Annotated in this window: 11 protein-coding genes and 2 pseudogenes; 2 read left to right on the top strand and 11 right to left on the bottom strand. The window is 60.2% G+C overall.

Annotated elements, in window-relative coordinates; translation table 11 throughout:
- Positions 1–25: 25 nt before the first annotated feature.
- Together ligD and ku are read right to left on the bottom strand one after the other, a co-directional pair.
- Positions 26–2,671: a DNA ligase D gene (ligD, locus tag H9K76_RS13420; protein ID WP_425489583.1), complete on the bottom strand. Its 2,646-nt coding sequence runs from the start codon at positions 2,669–2,671 to the stop codon at positions 26–28.
- 20 nt (positions 2,672–2,691) lie between these two features.
- Complete coding sequence (ku, locus tag H9K76_RS13425; RefSeq protein WP_187595910.1) at positions 2,692–3,585, bottom strand: non-homologous end joining protein Ku; 894 nt, start codon at positions 3,583–3,585, stop codon at positions 2,692–2,694.
- Between the two features lie 511 nt (positions 3,586–4,096).
- Between ku and H9K76_RS23590 the strand changes: the two are divergent.
- Positions 4,097–4,759 (top strand): annotated as a pseudogene (locus H9K76_RS23590) (catalase); the annotation flags it as partial.
- A 333-nt stretch (positions 4,760–5,092) separates the two neighbouring features.
- On the opposite strand, the gene H9K76_RS23680 reads toward H9K76_RS23590, so the two are convergent.
- The 6 genes from H9K76_RS23680 to H9K76_RS13455 all read right to left on the bottom strand — a co-directional run bounded on the left by H9K76_RS23680 (position 5,093) and on the right by H9K76_RS13455 (position 11,729).
- Positions 5,093–5,806, bottom strand: a complete 714-nt coding sequence (locus H9K76_RS23680) for a PepSY-associated TM helix domain-containing protein (RefSeq protein ID WP_425489584.1) — start codon at positions 5,804–5,806, stop codon at positions 5,093–5,095.
- Complete coding sequence (locus H9K76_RS23685; protein WP_425489585.1) at positions 5,806–6,285, bottom strand: PepSY-associated TM helix domain-containing protein; 480 nt, start codon at positions 6,283–6,285, stop codon at positions 5,806–5,808. Before H9K76_RS23685 ends, H9K76_RS23680 begins: the two co-directional genes overlap by 1 nt.
- Before the next feature lie 11 nt (positions 6,286–6,296).
- Positions 6,297–8,849, bottom strand: a complete 2,553-nt coding sequence (locus H9K76_RS13440) for a TonB-dependent siderophore receptor (protein WP_187595911.1) — start codon at positions 8,847–8,849, stop codon at positions 6,297–6,299.
- A gap of 94 nt (positions 8,850–8,943) precedes the next feature.
- Positions 8,944–9,969: a FecR domain-containing protein gene (locus H9K76_RS13445; protein WP_187595912.1), complete on the bottom strand. Its 1,026-nt coding sequence runs from the start codon at positions 9,967–9,969 to the stop codon at positions 8,944–8,946.
- A 4-nt stretch (positions 9,970–9,973) separates the two neighbouring features.
- The gene (locus H9K76_RS13450; protein ID WP_187595913.1) at positions 9,974–10,486 is read right to left on the bottom strand and encodes a sigma-70 family RNA polymerase sigma factor; all 513 of its coding nucleotides are present in this window, start codon (positions 10,484–10,486) and stop codon (positions 9,974–9,976) included.
- A gap of 223 nt (positions 10,487–10,709) precedes the next feature.
- Positions 10,710–11,729, bottom strand: a complete 1,020-nt coding sequence (locus H9K76_RS13455) for a GlxA family transcriptional regulator (protein ID WP_187595914.1) — start codon at positions 11,727–11,729, stop codon at positions 10,710–10,712.
- 118 nt (positions 11,730–11,847) lie between these two features.
- Between H9K76_RS13455 and H9K76_RS13460 the strand changes: the two genes are divergently transcribed.
- On the top strand, positions 11,848–13,089 hold the full coding sequence (locus H9K76_RS13460) for a YbfB/YjiJ family MFS transporter (protein WP_187595915.1): 1,242 nt from the start codon (positions 11,848–11,850) through the stop codon (positions 13,087–13,089).
- Positions 13,090–13,128: 39 nt separating this feature from the next.
- Here H9K76_RS13460 and H9K76_RS13465 read toward each other — a convergent pair.
- From H9K76_RS13465 to H9K76_RS13475, 3 genes and pseudogenes are all read right to left on the bottom strand, one after another.
- Positions 13,129–13,410, bottom strand: a pseudogene (locus H9K76_RS13465) (monooxygenase); the annotation flags it as partial.
- A 249-nt stretch (positions 13,411–13,659) separates the two neighbouring features.
- Positions 13,660–13,971 (bottom strand): IPTL-CTERM sorting domain-containing protein, encoded by a 312-nt coding sequence (locus tag H9K76_RS13470; RefSeq protein ID WP_187595916.1) that lies wholly within the window; start codon positions 13,969–13,971, stop codon positions 13,660–13,662.
- The gene (locus H9K76_RS13475; protein WP_246475011.1) at positions 13,968–15,863 is read right to left on the bottom strand and encodes a fibronectin type III domain-containing protein; all 1,896 of its coding nucleotides are present in this window, start codon (positions 15,861–15,863) and stop codon (positions 13,968–13,970) included. Before H9K76_RS13475 ends, H9K76_RS13470 begins: the two co-directional genes overlap by 4 nt.
- Positions 15,864–16,289 lie beyond the last annotated feature (426 nt).

Consider the following 16,289-nt stretch of genomic DNA (forward strand, 5'->3'; position numbering starts at 1 on the left):
TTGTGCCCGGCCTGCAGCCTGTCACTCACGTCGAAGAATCGCCCTTTCTGTAGCCCAATGCCTGCATGGCTGCCGCGAGTGGCCTTGCCGACGTGGCATAGCCATCCCACACGGAGTTGCCGATGCGCAGTCGCTCGTCGATGTTCTGCACGTTCCACTGGGCACCGCTGGTCGTGCGCTCCAGTTCTTTCCAGGACAGGGGCACCGAGATGCCCATGCCTGCGCGCGCACGCGCCGACCATGCGCTCACGGTGGTCGCACCACGGCCGTTGCGCAGATAGTCCACAAAGATCTTTCCCCTGCGATTTTGGGGACCGCTTTTGGCGACGAATCGAGCAGGGATGGTGTCGGACAGGTGCTGCACCAGGGCTCTCGAGAAGCCCTTGACAGTGTCCCATTCATAACGCCGCAGGATGGGCACGACGATATGCAGTCCCTTGCCGCCACTGGTTTTGAGAAATGCGCTCAGGCCGAGTTCGTCAAGCAGGACCTTCACAAGATGCGCAGCTTCCTGCACCTGAATCCACTGCACGCCTTCACCCGGATCGAGATCCAGCGTCATTCGATCAGGCCGCTCGATGCGATCACGCTTCGCATTCCATGTATGGAACTCCATGACATTCATCTGCGCTGCGTGCACCAGCCCTTCGGGCGCGGCCACCATCACAAGAGGTGCATGACCGGGATCGAGCGAAGCATCGAGCTGTCGAAAGCCCTTCAGGTCAAGGGCTTGCAGGTGTTTCTGAAAGAACAGCTCCCCTTTCACACCCGCAGGAGCGCGCATCAAGGCCACTGGCCGTTCACTCAAATGCTCCATCATCAGCGGTGCGACCGTCGCGTAATAGCGCACGAGATCCAGCTTGGTGACGCCGCTTTGCGTGTCCAGCACACGTTCGGAATGGGAGACGATCACGCCTTCCACGGTGGAAGAATTCATGGGCATAAGTTGCTCCCCTGGCTTTGGAATAGCGCGCGCTCCGTTCTTCTTTTCTTGAGCAGCCTCGCGACGGACCTCTCGCCGGATCTCCTGAGGGGGTTTGTCGTCTCGTATTCCATGGAATACGGAATGGCGTATGCGCCCCTCGTCGGTCCAGCCGACAAACGACACTTCGGCAACCAGCGTCGGCCGCACCCAGTGCACATGGCGAACGCCGATTCCAGTGGTTTCCTGAAATGGCGAATCCTGGGCGCTCAGCGCTGACAGCGCTTCGCTCAAGCGGCTGAGCGTGGTGTCGGAGAAACCCGTGCCTACGTTGCCGACATAAACCAGTGCGCCCTGATCGTCATGCACACCAAGCAACAGCGAGCCCAGGCCCACGCGCGAGCCCGCAGGATCGGTGTAGCCGCCAATGACAAACTCCTGGCGCTTCAGGCATTTGAGCTTGATCCAATCCGAGTTGCGCCGCCCGGCATAGGGCGAGCTCTTGCGCTTGCCGATGATGCCCTCGAAGCCTATCGAACAGGCCGATGACAGCAGATCGGCGGGCCGCGCATCAAAGGCATCGCTCAACCGCACCACATCGCGCTGGAGATCCTGCATCAGCGCAACCAGCCGTTCCCGCCGCTCTGTCCATGGCGCCCCGCGCAGATCACCCTGGGCGTCGAACAGCAGATCGAACGCGAAGTAAAGCAGGTGCACGTCTTTTCCCAGATCGAATGCGTTCTGCAGGCGCTGAAAATCAGGAGCTCCTTCGGCATTGAGAACCACCACTTCGCCGTCCAGCCAACAGGATGCGACCGGCAACGCCGCCAGCGCGCTGGCGATCTTCGGCATCTTGTGGGTCCAGTCCTTGCCGTTGCGCGTGTGCAGCCGCACGTCGCTGCCCTGCTTGCGCGCCAGCAGCCTGTAGCCGTCGAACTTCAACTCCCACGCCCACTCATCCGATGCGTCGGGCACGGTACCCTGAAGTTCAGCCAGTTGCGGCAACACGGTATCGGGCAGATCAACGAGTGCCCTGGTCTGACCGGAGGTGGGTGCAGGGGATCTGCGAGCGGCGCGAGGAGCGCGAGGAGCGTCAGCCGACCTTTCCTCCGTCTGGTTTGCCAGATGCGCCACGCTATCGGGCATGGCTTGGACAATGTCGAAATCCGCTGCGTTGCGCTCCAGTCCATCCGCCTCCTTGATCAACAGCCACGGCGGTTGACGCTCCCTCTCCCGGCCGTGCATCCGCACCAGTGTCCAGCGCCCTTGCAGCTTCTGGCCGTGAAGCTCGAACTTCAGCTTGCCAGCCCTGTAGGCTTTCACGGGATCGGACAATGGCACCCAATAGCCGCTATCCCAGATGATGACCTTGCCAGCTCCGTACTGGCCCGCCGGAATCTGGCCTTCGAAGCGGTTGTAAGCCATCGGGTGATCCTCCACCTGCACGGCCATGCGTTTGTGATGGGGATCGAGGCTGGGGCCCTTGGGCACGGCCCAGCTCTTCATCACACCGTCGATTTCAAGCCGCAGGTCGTAGTGCAATTGACTGGCCCAGTGCTTCTGGATGACATACAGCAATGCCCCCGTGCCGGAGGCTGCAGCCTTGCCGCGAGGCTCCGGGGTGATCGAGAAATTGCGCTTGTTCTGATAGGTGGACAGTGTTCCAGCCATCCTTGTCACTCCTGTGCGTTGTCCCTCTCCTGCCCGGTGTGTGCTCCATCGCCCAGCCCAGCTCTCTAGTCCCCCCATTACGCTGGCGCCACGGCATCTCAGGCGGTGCGGCGCTTGCTCGTTCCGGCCGCTTTCGCGGCAGGCTTCGCTGCGGACTTCTTGCTGCTCCCACCCTCCAGACTGCGTTTGAGCAGGGCCGTCAAATCGACGATCTCCGCCCCCTGAGATGCAGGCCGGGCTTCTTCGGCCTTGACCACTTCGTGGACCTGTCCTGCCTTGACCTTGGCATGGATCAGCTTGTGGATTTCCTCCGCGAACGAGTTGCGAAACCCATCCGCGTCCCAATGTTGCGTCTGGTCTTCGATCAGCTTGACCGCCATGTCCATCTCGGCCGCGGTAATGCGACTCGCCTTGATGCCAAGCGGTGGCAGATCGAGTTGCTCGAACGAACGGATTTCTCCTCCCCAGCGCAACAGGTTGAGCACCAGTGCCCTGCCGCAAGGCATGAGCACAGCCAGATGTTGCTTGGTCTGAATGACGACCTTGGCCACCCCCACCTTGCCCGTCTTGTGCAGAGCCTCGCGCAGCAGCGCATAAACCTTCTGACCGCGCGCCAGCGGTGCGGTGTAGTAAGGGCGCTCCAGGTAGATCAACGGAATTTCCTCCGCGTCCACAAAGGCCTCGATCTCAATCGTCTGCGTGATCTTGGGAAAAGCCGATGCGATTTCTTCAGGCGTAAGAATCACATATCGGCCGTCCTCGTATTCCACACCCTTGGCGATATCACGGGGTGAAATTTCCTTGCCGGTAGCTTTGTTAATACGGCGATAACCCACAGGTTCCATGGAGCGCTTGTCCAGCCAATCAAAATCTATGCCGGTGTCACGCGTGGCTGTATAAAGCCCGACCGGAATATGAACGAGCCCAAAACTGATCGCACCCTTCCAAAGAGTGCGGGTGGATGTGGGGGCAAGGTTCTTTTCCTGCTTCATGGCGCACCCTTACAGGTTATCAAATGACAAGCGAGCAACGCCGCCATGCAGGCGCATGCCCAGGTCTTTGAGCACCGTATACGTGGTGAATTCAATTTCCATATATGTCATTGCAGCTCCTGCTTCGCTGATATTGCCTTTCTGTTTGACACCATAAAACCAGAAACTTCACATGGATGTAGGAGCACAACCCCCATACATATTATTTCAACGAATTTCTTGCCACTCCTGAGTCACCTTCTCAGATAAAACAATATTCCTCTTTGCGAAAAGCCATTTGATATTTACATCTCCAACGGACGTAACCTGCCGAATGAATATCCAGAGCGCGCTTCATCTTCATGACATGGGAAATTACCCGGCCGGCCGGTAGCAATCAGCCGGAATCCGAATGGCAACTTCCGTGCCCTACACGCAGGGCTCTGGCACATCGATTGCCGCGTGCCCACGTGCTTCGCCCCTCCTCCGGGTCTTCAGCCCTGGTTTCGCCATCCCCCAGCAAAGGTGCCTCATGAAAACCGACAAGGAAACTTCTACACGCAAAAATGCAAAAGCCGCGTCGAGCAGGAACGCAGACCACGATCCTTCCCGGGCCGCGACCCAGGACGCGCTGTCCGCCAGGGAAACAGAGACCGATGCCCTTGCAAGAGAACGGCCCTACAACTCCACGAAGGCAGGCGAGCATGGTTTCGCCAGCGGCACACATCCGGCAGCCGGCGCCACGGTACGGCCGGCGTCCCGCCGCGCCACTGCCAGCACGCTGTCCGAAGGCAACGGATCGCGCAAGACGGGAGCCACCGCCCCTGAGGGGATCAATGAAACGATCGACACACTCGATCGCGTGCGTGTGGACTCCTCAGGCCGCGTGCTGACGACCAACCAGGGGGTTGCTGTCGCCGACAACCAGAATTCGCTGAAATACGGCGAACGGGGCCCGGCGCTGCTCGAGGACTTCATCCTGCGCGAGAAGATCACGCACTTCGACCACGAACGCATCCCCGAGCGCATCGTGCATGCACGCGGATCGGGAGCCCACGGATACTTCGAATGCTACGAATCATTGGCCGATCTCACGCGTGCCGCGCCGTTCCAGGAGGCCGGCAAGATCACGCCCGTGTTCGTGCGCTTCTCCACCGTGCAGGGCGAGCGCGGCTCGAAAGACACCGCGCGCGACGCCTGGATCACCCCGGTCACGTCGCTGTTGATTTCTCAGCGCCAAATGAGGACTCAGTGCCGCTTTAGGTTGGTAAGCGACTTTCGCGGTTGAGGGTTACAAGTCAGCAGTTGGCTGATTGCCGACATTCACGGTTAGCAAAGCGTTCGACGGAGCTTTAACGGACGTCTTCGCGCCGCAGGATCACCTCACGGGACAATCAGCACCAACCTCGGCCCGCAGATGATCTCCCGGGTGGTGCAGGAGGCTTAGGTGCTCCAGCACGTCCAACACATACACGGTACTCCTACTTCATGGGGGAACAAGTTAACGTTTTTCCAGAAGTAGGCATCGTTACGGGCGCGATGCAGTAGCCGCTCGGGCTCTGCGCTTCCGCACCCATATCACCAGGCCTGTCACGCTCAGCATCGCAACGAGGAATCCCATGAACGACATCAGTACGCGTCCCGGCGTGCCCAGTATCCGGCCCGAGTGGAGTGGCAGTTGGGCCTGCATGAAGACATCGCCCGCAGAGCCTTGACCCGGCACCTTGTCGCCCACGACGGCACCTGTATCCCCATCCAGATAGAGCACTTCATTGCCCATGCCGTTGTCATCCCGGTCGTTGTCCGGCGTGAAGAACGCGATGCCATAGATGCCGAAACGCTGCGCATAGAAGATGGATCCTGCGGGAGCTTCCCAACCTCGGCGGTGTCCCTCGGCTTCGGCCATTGCGATGGCTTGTTCTCGGCTAAGCATCGGATCGGTTTGCTCGCGCCCGCGACTGTCCTGGCGCAGTTGGAATGGCGAGGGCGTCAACGGAGAGAACATCGACACCAGAGGGCGCATTACCTGAGTTCCCAGGTTCAGCGACACAGAGGTCACGGCCAACATCAGCAGCAGAGCCCATACCCACACGCCGCCGGAACGATGGAGGTCGAAGTTGAGCTTGGAACCACCCTGACGGAGCCGGAAACTGAGTGACTTGCGCCATGTGCGTGTGTTGGGAAACGAGATCCACAGTGCCAGAAAGCAGTCGGCGATCCACACTGCGGACACCACACCCATCAGCCATACCCCCATTCGATGCCCCAGCCTTTGGGAATATGCATGGTGTAGTGCAGCTTGTAGAGGAAGGGCAACAGGTTTTCACGCGACAGCGATATGCGTCCCCACTGTCGTTGACCCTGAACCTCGCCGGTGGCCGGGTCCATCGCGAGTTGGTTGAAGCCAAGCTGGTAGGGAGCTCCGGTGGCGGGGTCGATGCGCGGGGCCACGCCCAGCATCGCCGTGTGACCTGGCTCCAGCGTCAGCGGCACGAAGCTGATCCTCAGGCGCGGATCGGCCGCTTCGGCACGCTGCGCCAGTTCCAGCGGCGCAAGTGTGGAATTCACCGTACCGGAGGCCGCCCGAAACAGTTGAGGATTGACCCATTCGTCGAGTTCGTGGTCCCAGGCGATCACTGCGCCGGTCAGGCCCGCGATGAACAGGAATCCGGCGATGAAGAGGCCAAACCAACGATGCAGCACTACCAGCGCGCCGCGCATGTCGCCGCGTTTCAAAACTGGTACCGCGCGGAAAGCATCACGTTGCGCGGCTCACCATAGACGTTGCTGGGAAAGCCTGCGCTGCCGGACAAGGCGTTGTAGTACTTCTTGTCGAATACGTTGTTGATGTTGAGACGAACGTCCAGCGCGGATGTCGCCTGCCAGCCAATCACCAGGTCGGCCACGGCGTATGCCTTCTGTGTGATGTAGAAGGGGATGCCGCTCGTGGTGCCCTTGTTGTAGATGAATCCCTGACGGTAGACGGAGCCGCCTATGCGCCAGCGCTGCAAGTCGCCGGGCAGCCGGTACATGGTCGACAGTTTGAACAGGTGTCGCGGCGTATCGGTGTCAAAGAGCTCACCCACATTGCTGGCGGTCGCATCCTTGCGGTAACGCGCGATGGCCACTGTGTAGCCGGCACCTGCCTGCCAGTTGGGGGTGATGGCACCTTGTACTTCCAGTTCCACCCCTTGGCTGCGGACCTCGCCGGCAGCGGAGTAGCAGGTGACAGTGGGATAGTTGACGCATTGTGTCTGGTCCGTGCTGCGGTAGGCACGGTTCTTCTGATCCATGCGGAACACCGCTGCAGAAGCATTCAGCGCTCCATCGAAGTACTCGCCCTTGATACCGATTTCATAGTTTCGGCCGACCACCGGATCCAGCAGTTTGTTGCTGGCATCTCGATAGTTCTGTGGCTTGAAGATATCGGTATAGCTGGCATAAAGCGCATGCTGGTCGTTCAGGTCGAAGACCAGCCCGGCGTACTTTGTCAGATGGTTGTCGACGCTGTAGCGGTTATTCGCAATGACGGATGGCGTGTTGGCGGCGAAGTTCGGATAGGTATTGACGGTGTCGTTGTAGTCGAACCAGTCCAGCCGTCCGCCCAGGATCAGTTTCACCCGGTCGGCCACGTTCAAGCGTGTCGTTGCATAGACGCTTTGCTGCGTGATCTTCGCGTCCATCCAGTCGCGCAAGGGGATCTCGGGATCCGCCACGGCGCTGGGGTCGAAGTTGTGCAGATCGAGCTTGCTGTTGAGGGCCAGACCTTGGCGGCTATTGCCGTCGAAGTTGATGTTCCGGTAGCTGGCACCCAACACCAGTTCATGCTTGCGGCCCATCAGCTCGAAGGGCCCATTGGCATACAGGTGAGCACTGGCCTGCCTTTCCTGATGCGCATTGCGGGCACCCAACTGGCTGTAAGCGCCCGTGGTGACGTTGTGGCTGATGTAGTGCCCCTGCATGTCCACTTCGGCCTGTGCGTAGTAGGCCGACAAATGCACGCGCCAGTCGTTGTCGAACCGATGGTCCAGTCCTATGAAGGCCGAGTTGGTTGTCTTGTTCCAATGCTCCCAGTCATTGGCATAGGACGTGGAGCGTGGCAGCCCCAGATCGCTGCCGTCGCTGGCCACCGGAAGTCCGGTGAAGCCGTTGCCGTGGAGCTTGCTTTCCTGATGCAGCGCGCTTAGCGTCAGTTTGGTCGACGCATTCAGGTCTTTCTCCAGAATCCCGTAGAGAGTCTGGCCCTTGCTGCTTTCGCCGCGTTTGTACCCCCCGTAGTCCTGAGTGGCGATCACGGTGCGTCCGCGCAGACTGCCGTCTTCCGACAGCGGGCCGGATGCGTCCAGTTCCGCCCGATAGCGGTCCCAACTGCCGGCGCTCACGCCGACAGAGACTTGCGGAATTTTGGTCGGTCGCTTGCGCACCAGGTTGATGGCTGCTGACGGATTGCCCGCGCCCTGGGCCAGACCGGTGGCACCACGCACGATCTCCACGCGGTCGTAGATGGCCATATCGGTGGCCAGCAGATCCTGTGACAGGTTGGAGCTGTCCAGGCTCACCGGCAGGCCGTCGTACATGATGTTGTCCACGTACATGCCGCGCGAATAGAAGGAAGCACGTTCCGGCCCGAATCTCCGAAAGGTCAGGCCGGGCGCGGTCTGCACTACGTCGTTGACCGTTGCCAAACCTTGATCCTGAATGCGTTCACGGGTGATGACGGTGACAGCCTGTGGCGTATCGCGCATGGACAGATCGAGCCGAGTCGCTGTGCTCATGCTGCCCGTGGTGTATGAGTGCGTGCCCTCGGTGGTGTCGCTGGCGGTCGCTGTCCCGATCACGGTGACTGGGGGCAGTGTGTTGGCGCTGGCGGCTGCGGCAACTGGTACGGAGTGCGCGGGAGTGTTGTGGGAGGTGTCTGCGCGCAGCACGAATGCGCCATTGTCCAATTGCATGGCGCGAAGACCGGTCCCGTTCAGCAACACGGCCAGGGCACTGCTGACGGTGTGACGACCGCTGACGCCGGACGTGCGCTTGCCATCGCTCTGCTCTGCGGTAAAGCTCAGGATGATGTTGGACTTGCTGGCCAGCTCGCGCAGCGCCGGAGCCAGTGGCCCGGCGGCTATGCTGAAATCAACGACGCCTGCGCCGGATGCTTGCGCAGTGCCCTGCGCACTGGCATGAGATGGTGCACCGCCCATGAAACCCAGGGCCAGTGCCAGGACGGCGAGCGCTACGGGAGATGGATGTGGACTCCCCAAAAAGCGGGCGCGTTGCAAATTCGACATGTCGTTCCTCTTGATTGGACCGCTGAAAATTCCGGTCCCTCATGAGGTAGGTGCCGCGAGAAAGCAAATCGGGCAATCCATTCACAAAATTTTTTCAGTGCCCCCGATCCGCTGGCACCACCGTCACCCAGTAGCGCGTGCGCCATTGCACACGCACCGGTAACACGCTGGGCAGTGTGGTCAGAATGCGATCGGTGTCCGCCAACGGGAAGACTCCCGAGAGGCGCAGATGGGCAATCTGCGGATCGACACGCACCGTTCCCGGCCGGTAGCGATCCAACTCGGCAAGAAAGTCGCCGAGGCGCTGCTCGTCCGCCAGAAACTGACCGCGCGTCCAGGCCGCCGTCTGTTCATCGGTCAAACCTGGTGTCTCGATCGTCTCGCGGCCAAACTTTGTCTGCTCGCCGGCATGCAGCACGCGTGTGTGACCCAGTGTGCTTCGGGGCGAGATTTCAACGGCGCTCTCCAGCACAGCCACGCTGGTACTGTCGGAGTGCTGGCGTACGGTGAAACGGGTGCCCAGTGAGCGTATGCTGCCTTCGGCGGTCTCCACCAGCAGCGGCCGAGGATCGGTGGGAACACCTGCTCCATGGCGAGTGGCAACCATGATTTCGCCCTCCACCAGCAGAATGCGACGCTCTCTGGCATCGAATCGCAGATTCACTGCACTGCCCGTGTTGAGCATGAGTTGCGTGCCGTCTTCCAATGCAAAGTGGCGTTGCTCACCGGTCGCACTCCGGCAGTCGGCCATGCTGGATTTCCAAGGTGTAGTGCGGGAGGCAAGAAGCCCGGCACTGGTCGCCAGACCACCCCACACGAGCACCCGCGTGGCGCGTCTGCGCGCCGTGGAAGCGGGCCGGCCGGTTGCGCCATAAGAGGACAGGGCCGTGTAGGCTGGACTGGGCGCCAGCGATTTCATCCGGCCCGTGACGGACTCGATATGCAGCCAGGCCGCTTCATGGTCAGCATGTGCCTTGCGCCACTGAACCCAGCGTCTTCGCTGTTCCTCATTGGCCTCGCCCGACATGAGCAGGGTGAGCCAGTCCGCAGCCGCGTTCGCGGTGGCCCGGCTGATCACCCGGCCGCTGGGCAGAGTCAACGTATCGCTTTGGGAGGCCATGATGTCAGAAGGAGATGGCGAACAGGCATTCGCGATGGGCCCGGGACAGATATTGCTTGACCGAGCTGGCCGAGACCCCCAGCCGCTCGGCGATCTCGGCGTAGCTCAGTTCGACCAGATGTGCCAACAGAAAAGCCTCTCGCACCTTGGAAGGCAAACCGTCGAGCACGCGATCGATCTCCTGCAAGCTCTGCACCGCGATCAGCCGAGTCTCCGGCGACGGTGCAAATTCTTCGGGCAGAGCTGCGATGGCCTCCAGATAAGCGGTCTCGAGCAGTTGTCGACGATGGCGGTGAGCCAGCAGCCGATTGGCGATCGTCGCCAGAAACGGCCTCGGCTCGCGAATCTCCTGCGTCGCAGTTTTCCCATCCAGCAAGCTGAGAAAAGTGTCCTGAGCGACATCCGCTGCCGTGAATGCATCGCCGATGCGCCTGCGCAACCAACCCTGAAGCCAAGTGCTGTGCTCCACATACAGGCCGGCGACATCGTCAGCAACAGGTAGATCGGAGGCGGGCATCAGCGTGCAATCAAACAATACAAATGAGAACCAATCTCATTGTAAATGACGAGATCATGAATCTGCAAGCAGCTGGAGGCTGGCAATTGCCGAATGACGGTAGCCGCTGCCCAGCCGAAATAGGCTGATCTGAGTCATTCACGGTCCAGTGCCTGAGCGACCGCAATCACCAGCCGTTGGGCGCCGTCTGCCTGGAAGTGCCGCGTCACCCTAAACAGGTGACTCACCACGCTCCATCTTTGGACAACCCCACCTCACGCCTCAGCACACCCGGCGGCAGTTGGGTCATTTTGAGTGTGAGCTTGCGCAAGGCTGTGGCATTTGCGTAGCCCACCTCTCGTGCAATTGCCTCCAGCGGCAAATCACCTTGCGCCAGCAGGCGCTGGGCATGTCGCATGCGCACCGTGTTGACCAGTTGCAGCGGCGCAAGGCCCGTGCTGGCAGCGATGCGCCGTGACAAGGTGCGTGTTGTCATGCCGAGGGCATTAGCTGCGTCGGCTATCGTTGGGAGCTGCGGCAGGCGCGATTCAATCAGCGCTTCAAAGCGCATCACGGTGTCGTCGCCCGCGCCGCACATGTGTTCCCAGACTCGGTAGCGAGCCTGGCTGCTGCGGCTGTCCACCAGCAGGTATTGCATCACGCGCTGCGTCACCGTTTCACCCACCGAGCCGCCAATGCCAGCCTGCACGAGGTGCAGCATCAAATCGACCTGAGCCATGGCAGCGCCTGCGCTGGTGATGCGGCCATCCTCGACCAGCATGCGATTTTCATCGAGCAGAACCTTGGGAAACTGGCGACGTACAAAATCACCTAGGCGCCAATGCGTGGTGGCGTGACATCCATCGAGCAATCCGGCCATGCCGAGCAACAACACACCCGAGCACGATGCGGCCACACGCCCGCCTGCCGCATGGTGCCGAGCGGCAAGATGCGCATAGGCCAGCGAATCGGGGGCGGCCATGCGGGCTTGCAGGCGCTCCTGCGCATAGCGTTCGTTGATGCTGCTCTGCTCGCCCGCGCCGTATCCGGGAACATGGCCATCCAGCCCGATGCCGGGGATGATCAGTACCGACTGCGCAGACAAGCGCAGTTCCGAGAGCGGCGTGGTTGCCATCGACATCCCGCCCGAAAGCGCCACCTGCGGCTCCATGCTGGCAACTTGCCACTCCACGCTGCCAGCAGGTGCGCCGCAACGACGCGCGAAACCCAGAATATCCAGGCTGGCCCCCACGCTGCCGGCCAAGGTGCCCGCTGGAACAAGAATGGTGAAACTGGTCATTGATCGTCTAATTTGGATGTTTATTGTCTATTTTAGACAGATTGTCTAGCATGGGAAAACAACGAGCATTCAGAGACACGCCATGACCACAGAAACACAATCAACGGTTCCAGACACAGCGCAAGCCGCATCCGCATCTGCCTTGCCAACCATCGGGCATCCGGTCGCCATCGCACTCGCGCTGTCGCTGGGTGCAGCGGTAGCACTGGGCATATCGCGTTTTTCCTATGGCTTGCTGCTATCGCCCATGCGCGACGATCTGGGCTGGTCGTATCTGGTGGCCGGGAGCATGAACACGGCGAATGCTCTGGGCTACTTCGTCGGAGCGCTGCTCACACCATGGCTGATGCGGCGTTGGGGTGCCTGGCATCTGCTGATGACGGGCTCCGTATTGGCGGGATTGTTCATGCTGGTGTCAGGCGAGATTACGGATACCACAGCGTTGATGCTGCTGCGAGCTATGGCAGGTGCAGCCAGCGCTTCGGTGTTCATCACCGGCGGGGTTCTTGCCGCACGCTTGGGCAGCTTGTTCGTCGCCAATGCAGGTTTTTTGATCGGACTGTATTACGGTGGCGCGGGCATCGGCATTGTGCTGTCTGCCTTGCTGATTCCCGCCACCTTGAACGCTGCGCAGGTGCAAGGGATGGCGCACAGTTGGCAATGGCCTTGGCTCGCTCTGGGGCTGTCGTGCTTTGTGGCCGCTGCTGTCATGGCCTGGCCTGCGCGGCAGATTGGCGAGCCCGCCCGTGCGCAGGCGGGAGACGGCAAGTTTGCGCTACGCGATTTCGGCTTTGGTTTGAGCGGTTACTTCATGTTCGGTGCGGGCTATATCGGCTACATGACGTTTGTCGTCGCCTTGCTCAAACAGCAAGGCATGTCACCAACTCGCATCACCGTGTTCTATGCACTGCTGGGGGTGGCCGTACTGGCTGGCTCGCGCATCTGGGCGCGCATGCTCGACTACTTCAAGGGTGGGCAATCACTCGCCATCCTGAACCTGCTTCTGGCCGTGGTCACCGTTCTGCCCGCAGTCACGACATCGGTGCCCGTGGCGTTTGTATCAGGCATGGTGTTTGGCGCGGTGTTCTTGTCGGTAGTGGCATCGACCACAGCCTTGGTGCGCCACAACCTTCCGCCCAATGCATGGCCTGCGGGCATCAGCGCTTTCACTACGGCGTTCGCACTCGGCCAGATCATCGGCCCGATGGTGGTCGGCTGGGTAGCCGACGGCGCAGGTGGACTGGAGCGCGGGCTGGCGGTGTCGGCGTCTTGCTTGTTGCTGGGGGCGGTATTGGGATGGAGGCAGAAGGCCTTGAAGGATTGAGCCCAGGCAGGTCGGCATCCGTGCGCAATCCCGCACCCGTCATTCAATGCGGTAAAGGCTGCCGAATCCATTTCCTTCCACTGATGTGATGTCAGCGCCACCAAGCATCGGCAGACCCTGTCCCCATCCGGCTGCCAAGACCTGCACGTCACGCACAGGATCGGATGCCTTGGCCCTCTCGTTGCGGATGCGACAGGTTTCAGGATCCGTTGCGAACAACCCGCGTGCGAAGACCCTGCCCTGTTCCGCCAGCCTTGCGGTTTTGGGAGCGCGAATTTTCGCAAACGCCTGGAAGACCTCTTCCAAGCCTCCACTTGCACCAACGAATGGAGGGCGGCCTTGCGCTTACAGCTAGACTGAATGGCGGCTTTGGAGCTTCTCGCTGGAGGCGGCTTAGGGTCGAACGGAGGCATACAACAGCACCATGACGCGCGAGGTTGCGAACAGATGGCTAAGGGCTGTGTATACGACTTTAGTTCGCACATCGCAAGTTGAGGCACCTCGGGAAGCCACATGGATGCCAGAACCCTGTTTACGACTTTAATTACCCATAACGCCCACCGTCATCTATCAATTTAGCCGTTTGCGACGAAAGCTAATGGCGGCCAGTCCCGCCATTGCAGCGGAAAGCAGCATCAGCGTTAACTGGCTCAGCGACGGGACAGGTGTTGGCTGTGTCACAACCGCAGCGGCCGTCACCGTGATGTCGTAAGACTGAGCTTGTGCGGGTGCATAGTTGGCGTTGCCGTCTTGTGTGGCGGTGATCGTGCATGTGCCTTCTGCACCAAAGGTCACCGTGCCAGCGTCAAGCGTGCAAACATCGGCTACGGCCTTCTGCAGCAGGCGCTGCTGCCGGGCCACACCGCTTGCCGTAACAATCACCGGGTTTCCTGATGCCCCACCCTCCACAACGGGCGTGTAGCGCCCCCCACTTGAGCAGTCGAAGGCGGAGGCGGGGTGAAGCGAAGCGTCTGTATCCCTTGTTCCACGACCAAGACATGCGCCACGTCGGGCGCTGCTTGGTAAGTGGTGTTACCTGGTTGCGTTGCGCGAATCGTGCAGTCTCCCACACCAGTGAATGTGATGGGGCCTGACGGCTGCTGGGCTACACAAGGCCCGGAATCGACCACAAAGCCCACGTTCAATCCTGAAGTGGCCGTAGCCTGCGGCTGATAGGTCGTGCCAAATTTATGCGGCGCTGGTGGCACAAAGTCGATGGTTTGTGGGCTAGGTGCCGGAAGGGGCGTCACAGAAAGAGAAGGTGCGGACTCCGGCCCCAGGCCATTGGCGTGCTTGGCACGCACGGTGAACGTGTAGTTCGTGCCAGCGGTCAACCCGTTCACGGTGCATTGCGTCGATGGCGCGACAGCGGTACAGCCGGCACTCGCTGGACTGGAATTCACTTCATAGCCGACCGGAGGATTTCCTCGATCATCGGCAGGCGCAGTCCAGCTTACGGCGACCTGCAGTGCACCCGCTGTGCCTGAGGGTGTTCCTGCTGGATCGGTGAATCGAACCAACTGGGCGACCGCAGACGGTTCGCCTGCCACAATCAAGCGCGCCATATACAGCCCTGCGGGCAGATTGGGCAACGGCGTCGACACGAACTGTGTCGCTGAATGAGAAGTGGAACCTATCCGGTAGATGAATCCATTCTCTACACGTTGCAGCTCCAGACTCGGTATGTCGGTGCCACCAGCGCCCTTGAACCCGGTGCCTGTCAAAGTCAGTACCCCCCCTCGCCGCTGCAAAAGCGGCAGAGAGTCCAGTACGGCCAAATTATTGGCGGGCACTGGAGGCTGATAGCGATCTGTGTTCGCATAAAAGGCTGTACTGGGATTCGAGCTGTGCCCACCCGTAATTAGCACCTCGCCGCTTGGCAAAAGACTCGCTGTTCCATTTTCGCGCGCTGGATTGATTGCATCCGCAATGCTCCAAGTGCCAGTTGCAGGGTCATAAACTTCCGCCACTGGCTGGGGATTGCGTGCTCCGTCTGAGCCGCCAGCAAGCAATACCTTGCGGGACGGCAGCACGGTTGAATGAGCTGATAGGTAGCCCATCATGCTGTCGCGCGGATGATTTAACGCACCAGTGGCTGTCCATGTGTTGGCGACCGGGTCATAGAGTTCTGCATGGTTGGTAACCCCAGCGGCCGTGAATCCCCCTGCCAGTAGCAGGCGCCCGTCAGGCAGTAGATTCATGCTGGCATAGTGGCGCGGCACCAGCGGCGGCGCGGCCGGTGACCATGTGCCGGCAACAGGATCGTAGATTTCTGCACTCGGGACTTCTCCACTACTATTATTGAAACCCGACGCCACTAATACGCGGCCATCATGCATCAGCACGGCAGCGTGGGCACGTCGTGCCACACTCATGCTCGCAGTCGGTGTCCATGTGCGTGTCTGCGGGTCATACAACTCCGCCGATTTTTCGTTGCTACCACCAGCCAACAGAAGTTGGCCATCGGCCAGCAATGTCATGGAGGGCATACTGCGAGTAACACTCTGAACTCCCGCATCTGACCAGGAATTGGACTCCGGGTCGTACAGACGAGCTTGCAGGCTACCGTCGGCGCGCACAAGCACTTGGCCGGTGCCCAAAGTCACTGACTCCATTTCGTTGCCAGTGATTGCCATTGCGCCTATTGAGTTCCAAACATTACCTGCCAGCCGCTCTGCTGTCGCAACGAAACCATTGTGATTTACCCCCCCGAACACAGCATAGGAGCCATCATCGAGCAACGCACCGGCATGCTGCGAACGCTCGGTCAACATGGGGGCGCCTGATACCCAGGCAGCAGCAGCCGCATGACTAAACGCCATAGACACTGCGGTTAAACAAGCGCCTGTCGCGAACGTTGAAAGCTTTGTACTCAACATTGTCCCCTCAAGTAGATCGTGACACTTGGGTTCTTGCACCCTATTTTTAACATTTTATACACATGGAAATAAATGTCGCGCAAAGCTGCCAGGCCAGCTGTCTGTTGCCTGCCTGAACTGAGAATTCAATGTCCAGGTGTGATTGGCAGTAGCCGCTGCGTTGCAGGCTGGTTGCAGTCGCTGTGATTTTGCAAGCCTGTGACTACTATGTAAGCGTCCAGCAATCCCCATCTAGCAAAAAGAGTCTCCAAAGGGCAAGATCGCGTCCACTTATTCTGAACTGCACCCCAAGAGTTGGACACCCATTCAAATCTTGGGGTC

Source organism: Diaphorobacter ruginosibacter, assembly GCF_014395975.1.
In the GTDB taxonomy this organism is placed as follows: domain Bacteria; phylum Pseudomonadota; class Gammaproteobacteria; order Burkholderiales; family Burkholderiaceae_C; genus Diaphorobacter_A; species Diaphorobacter_A ruginosibacter.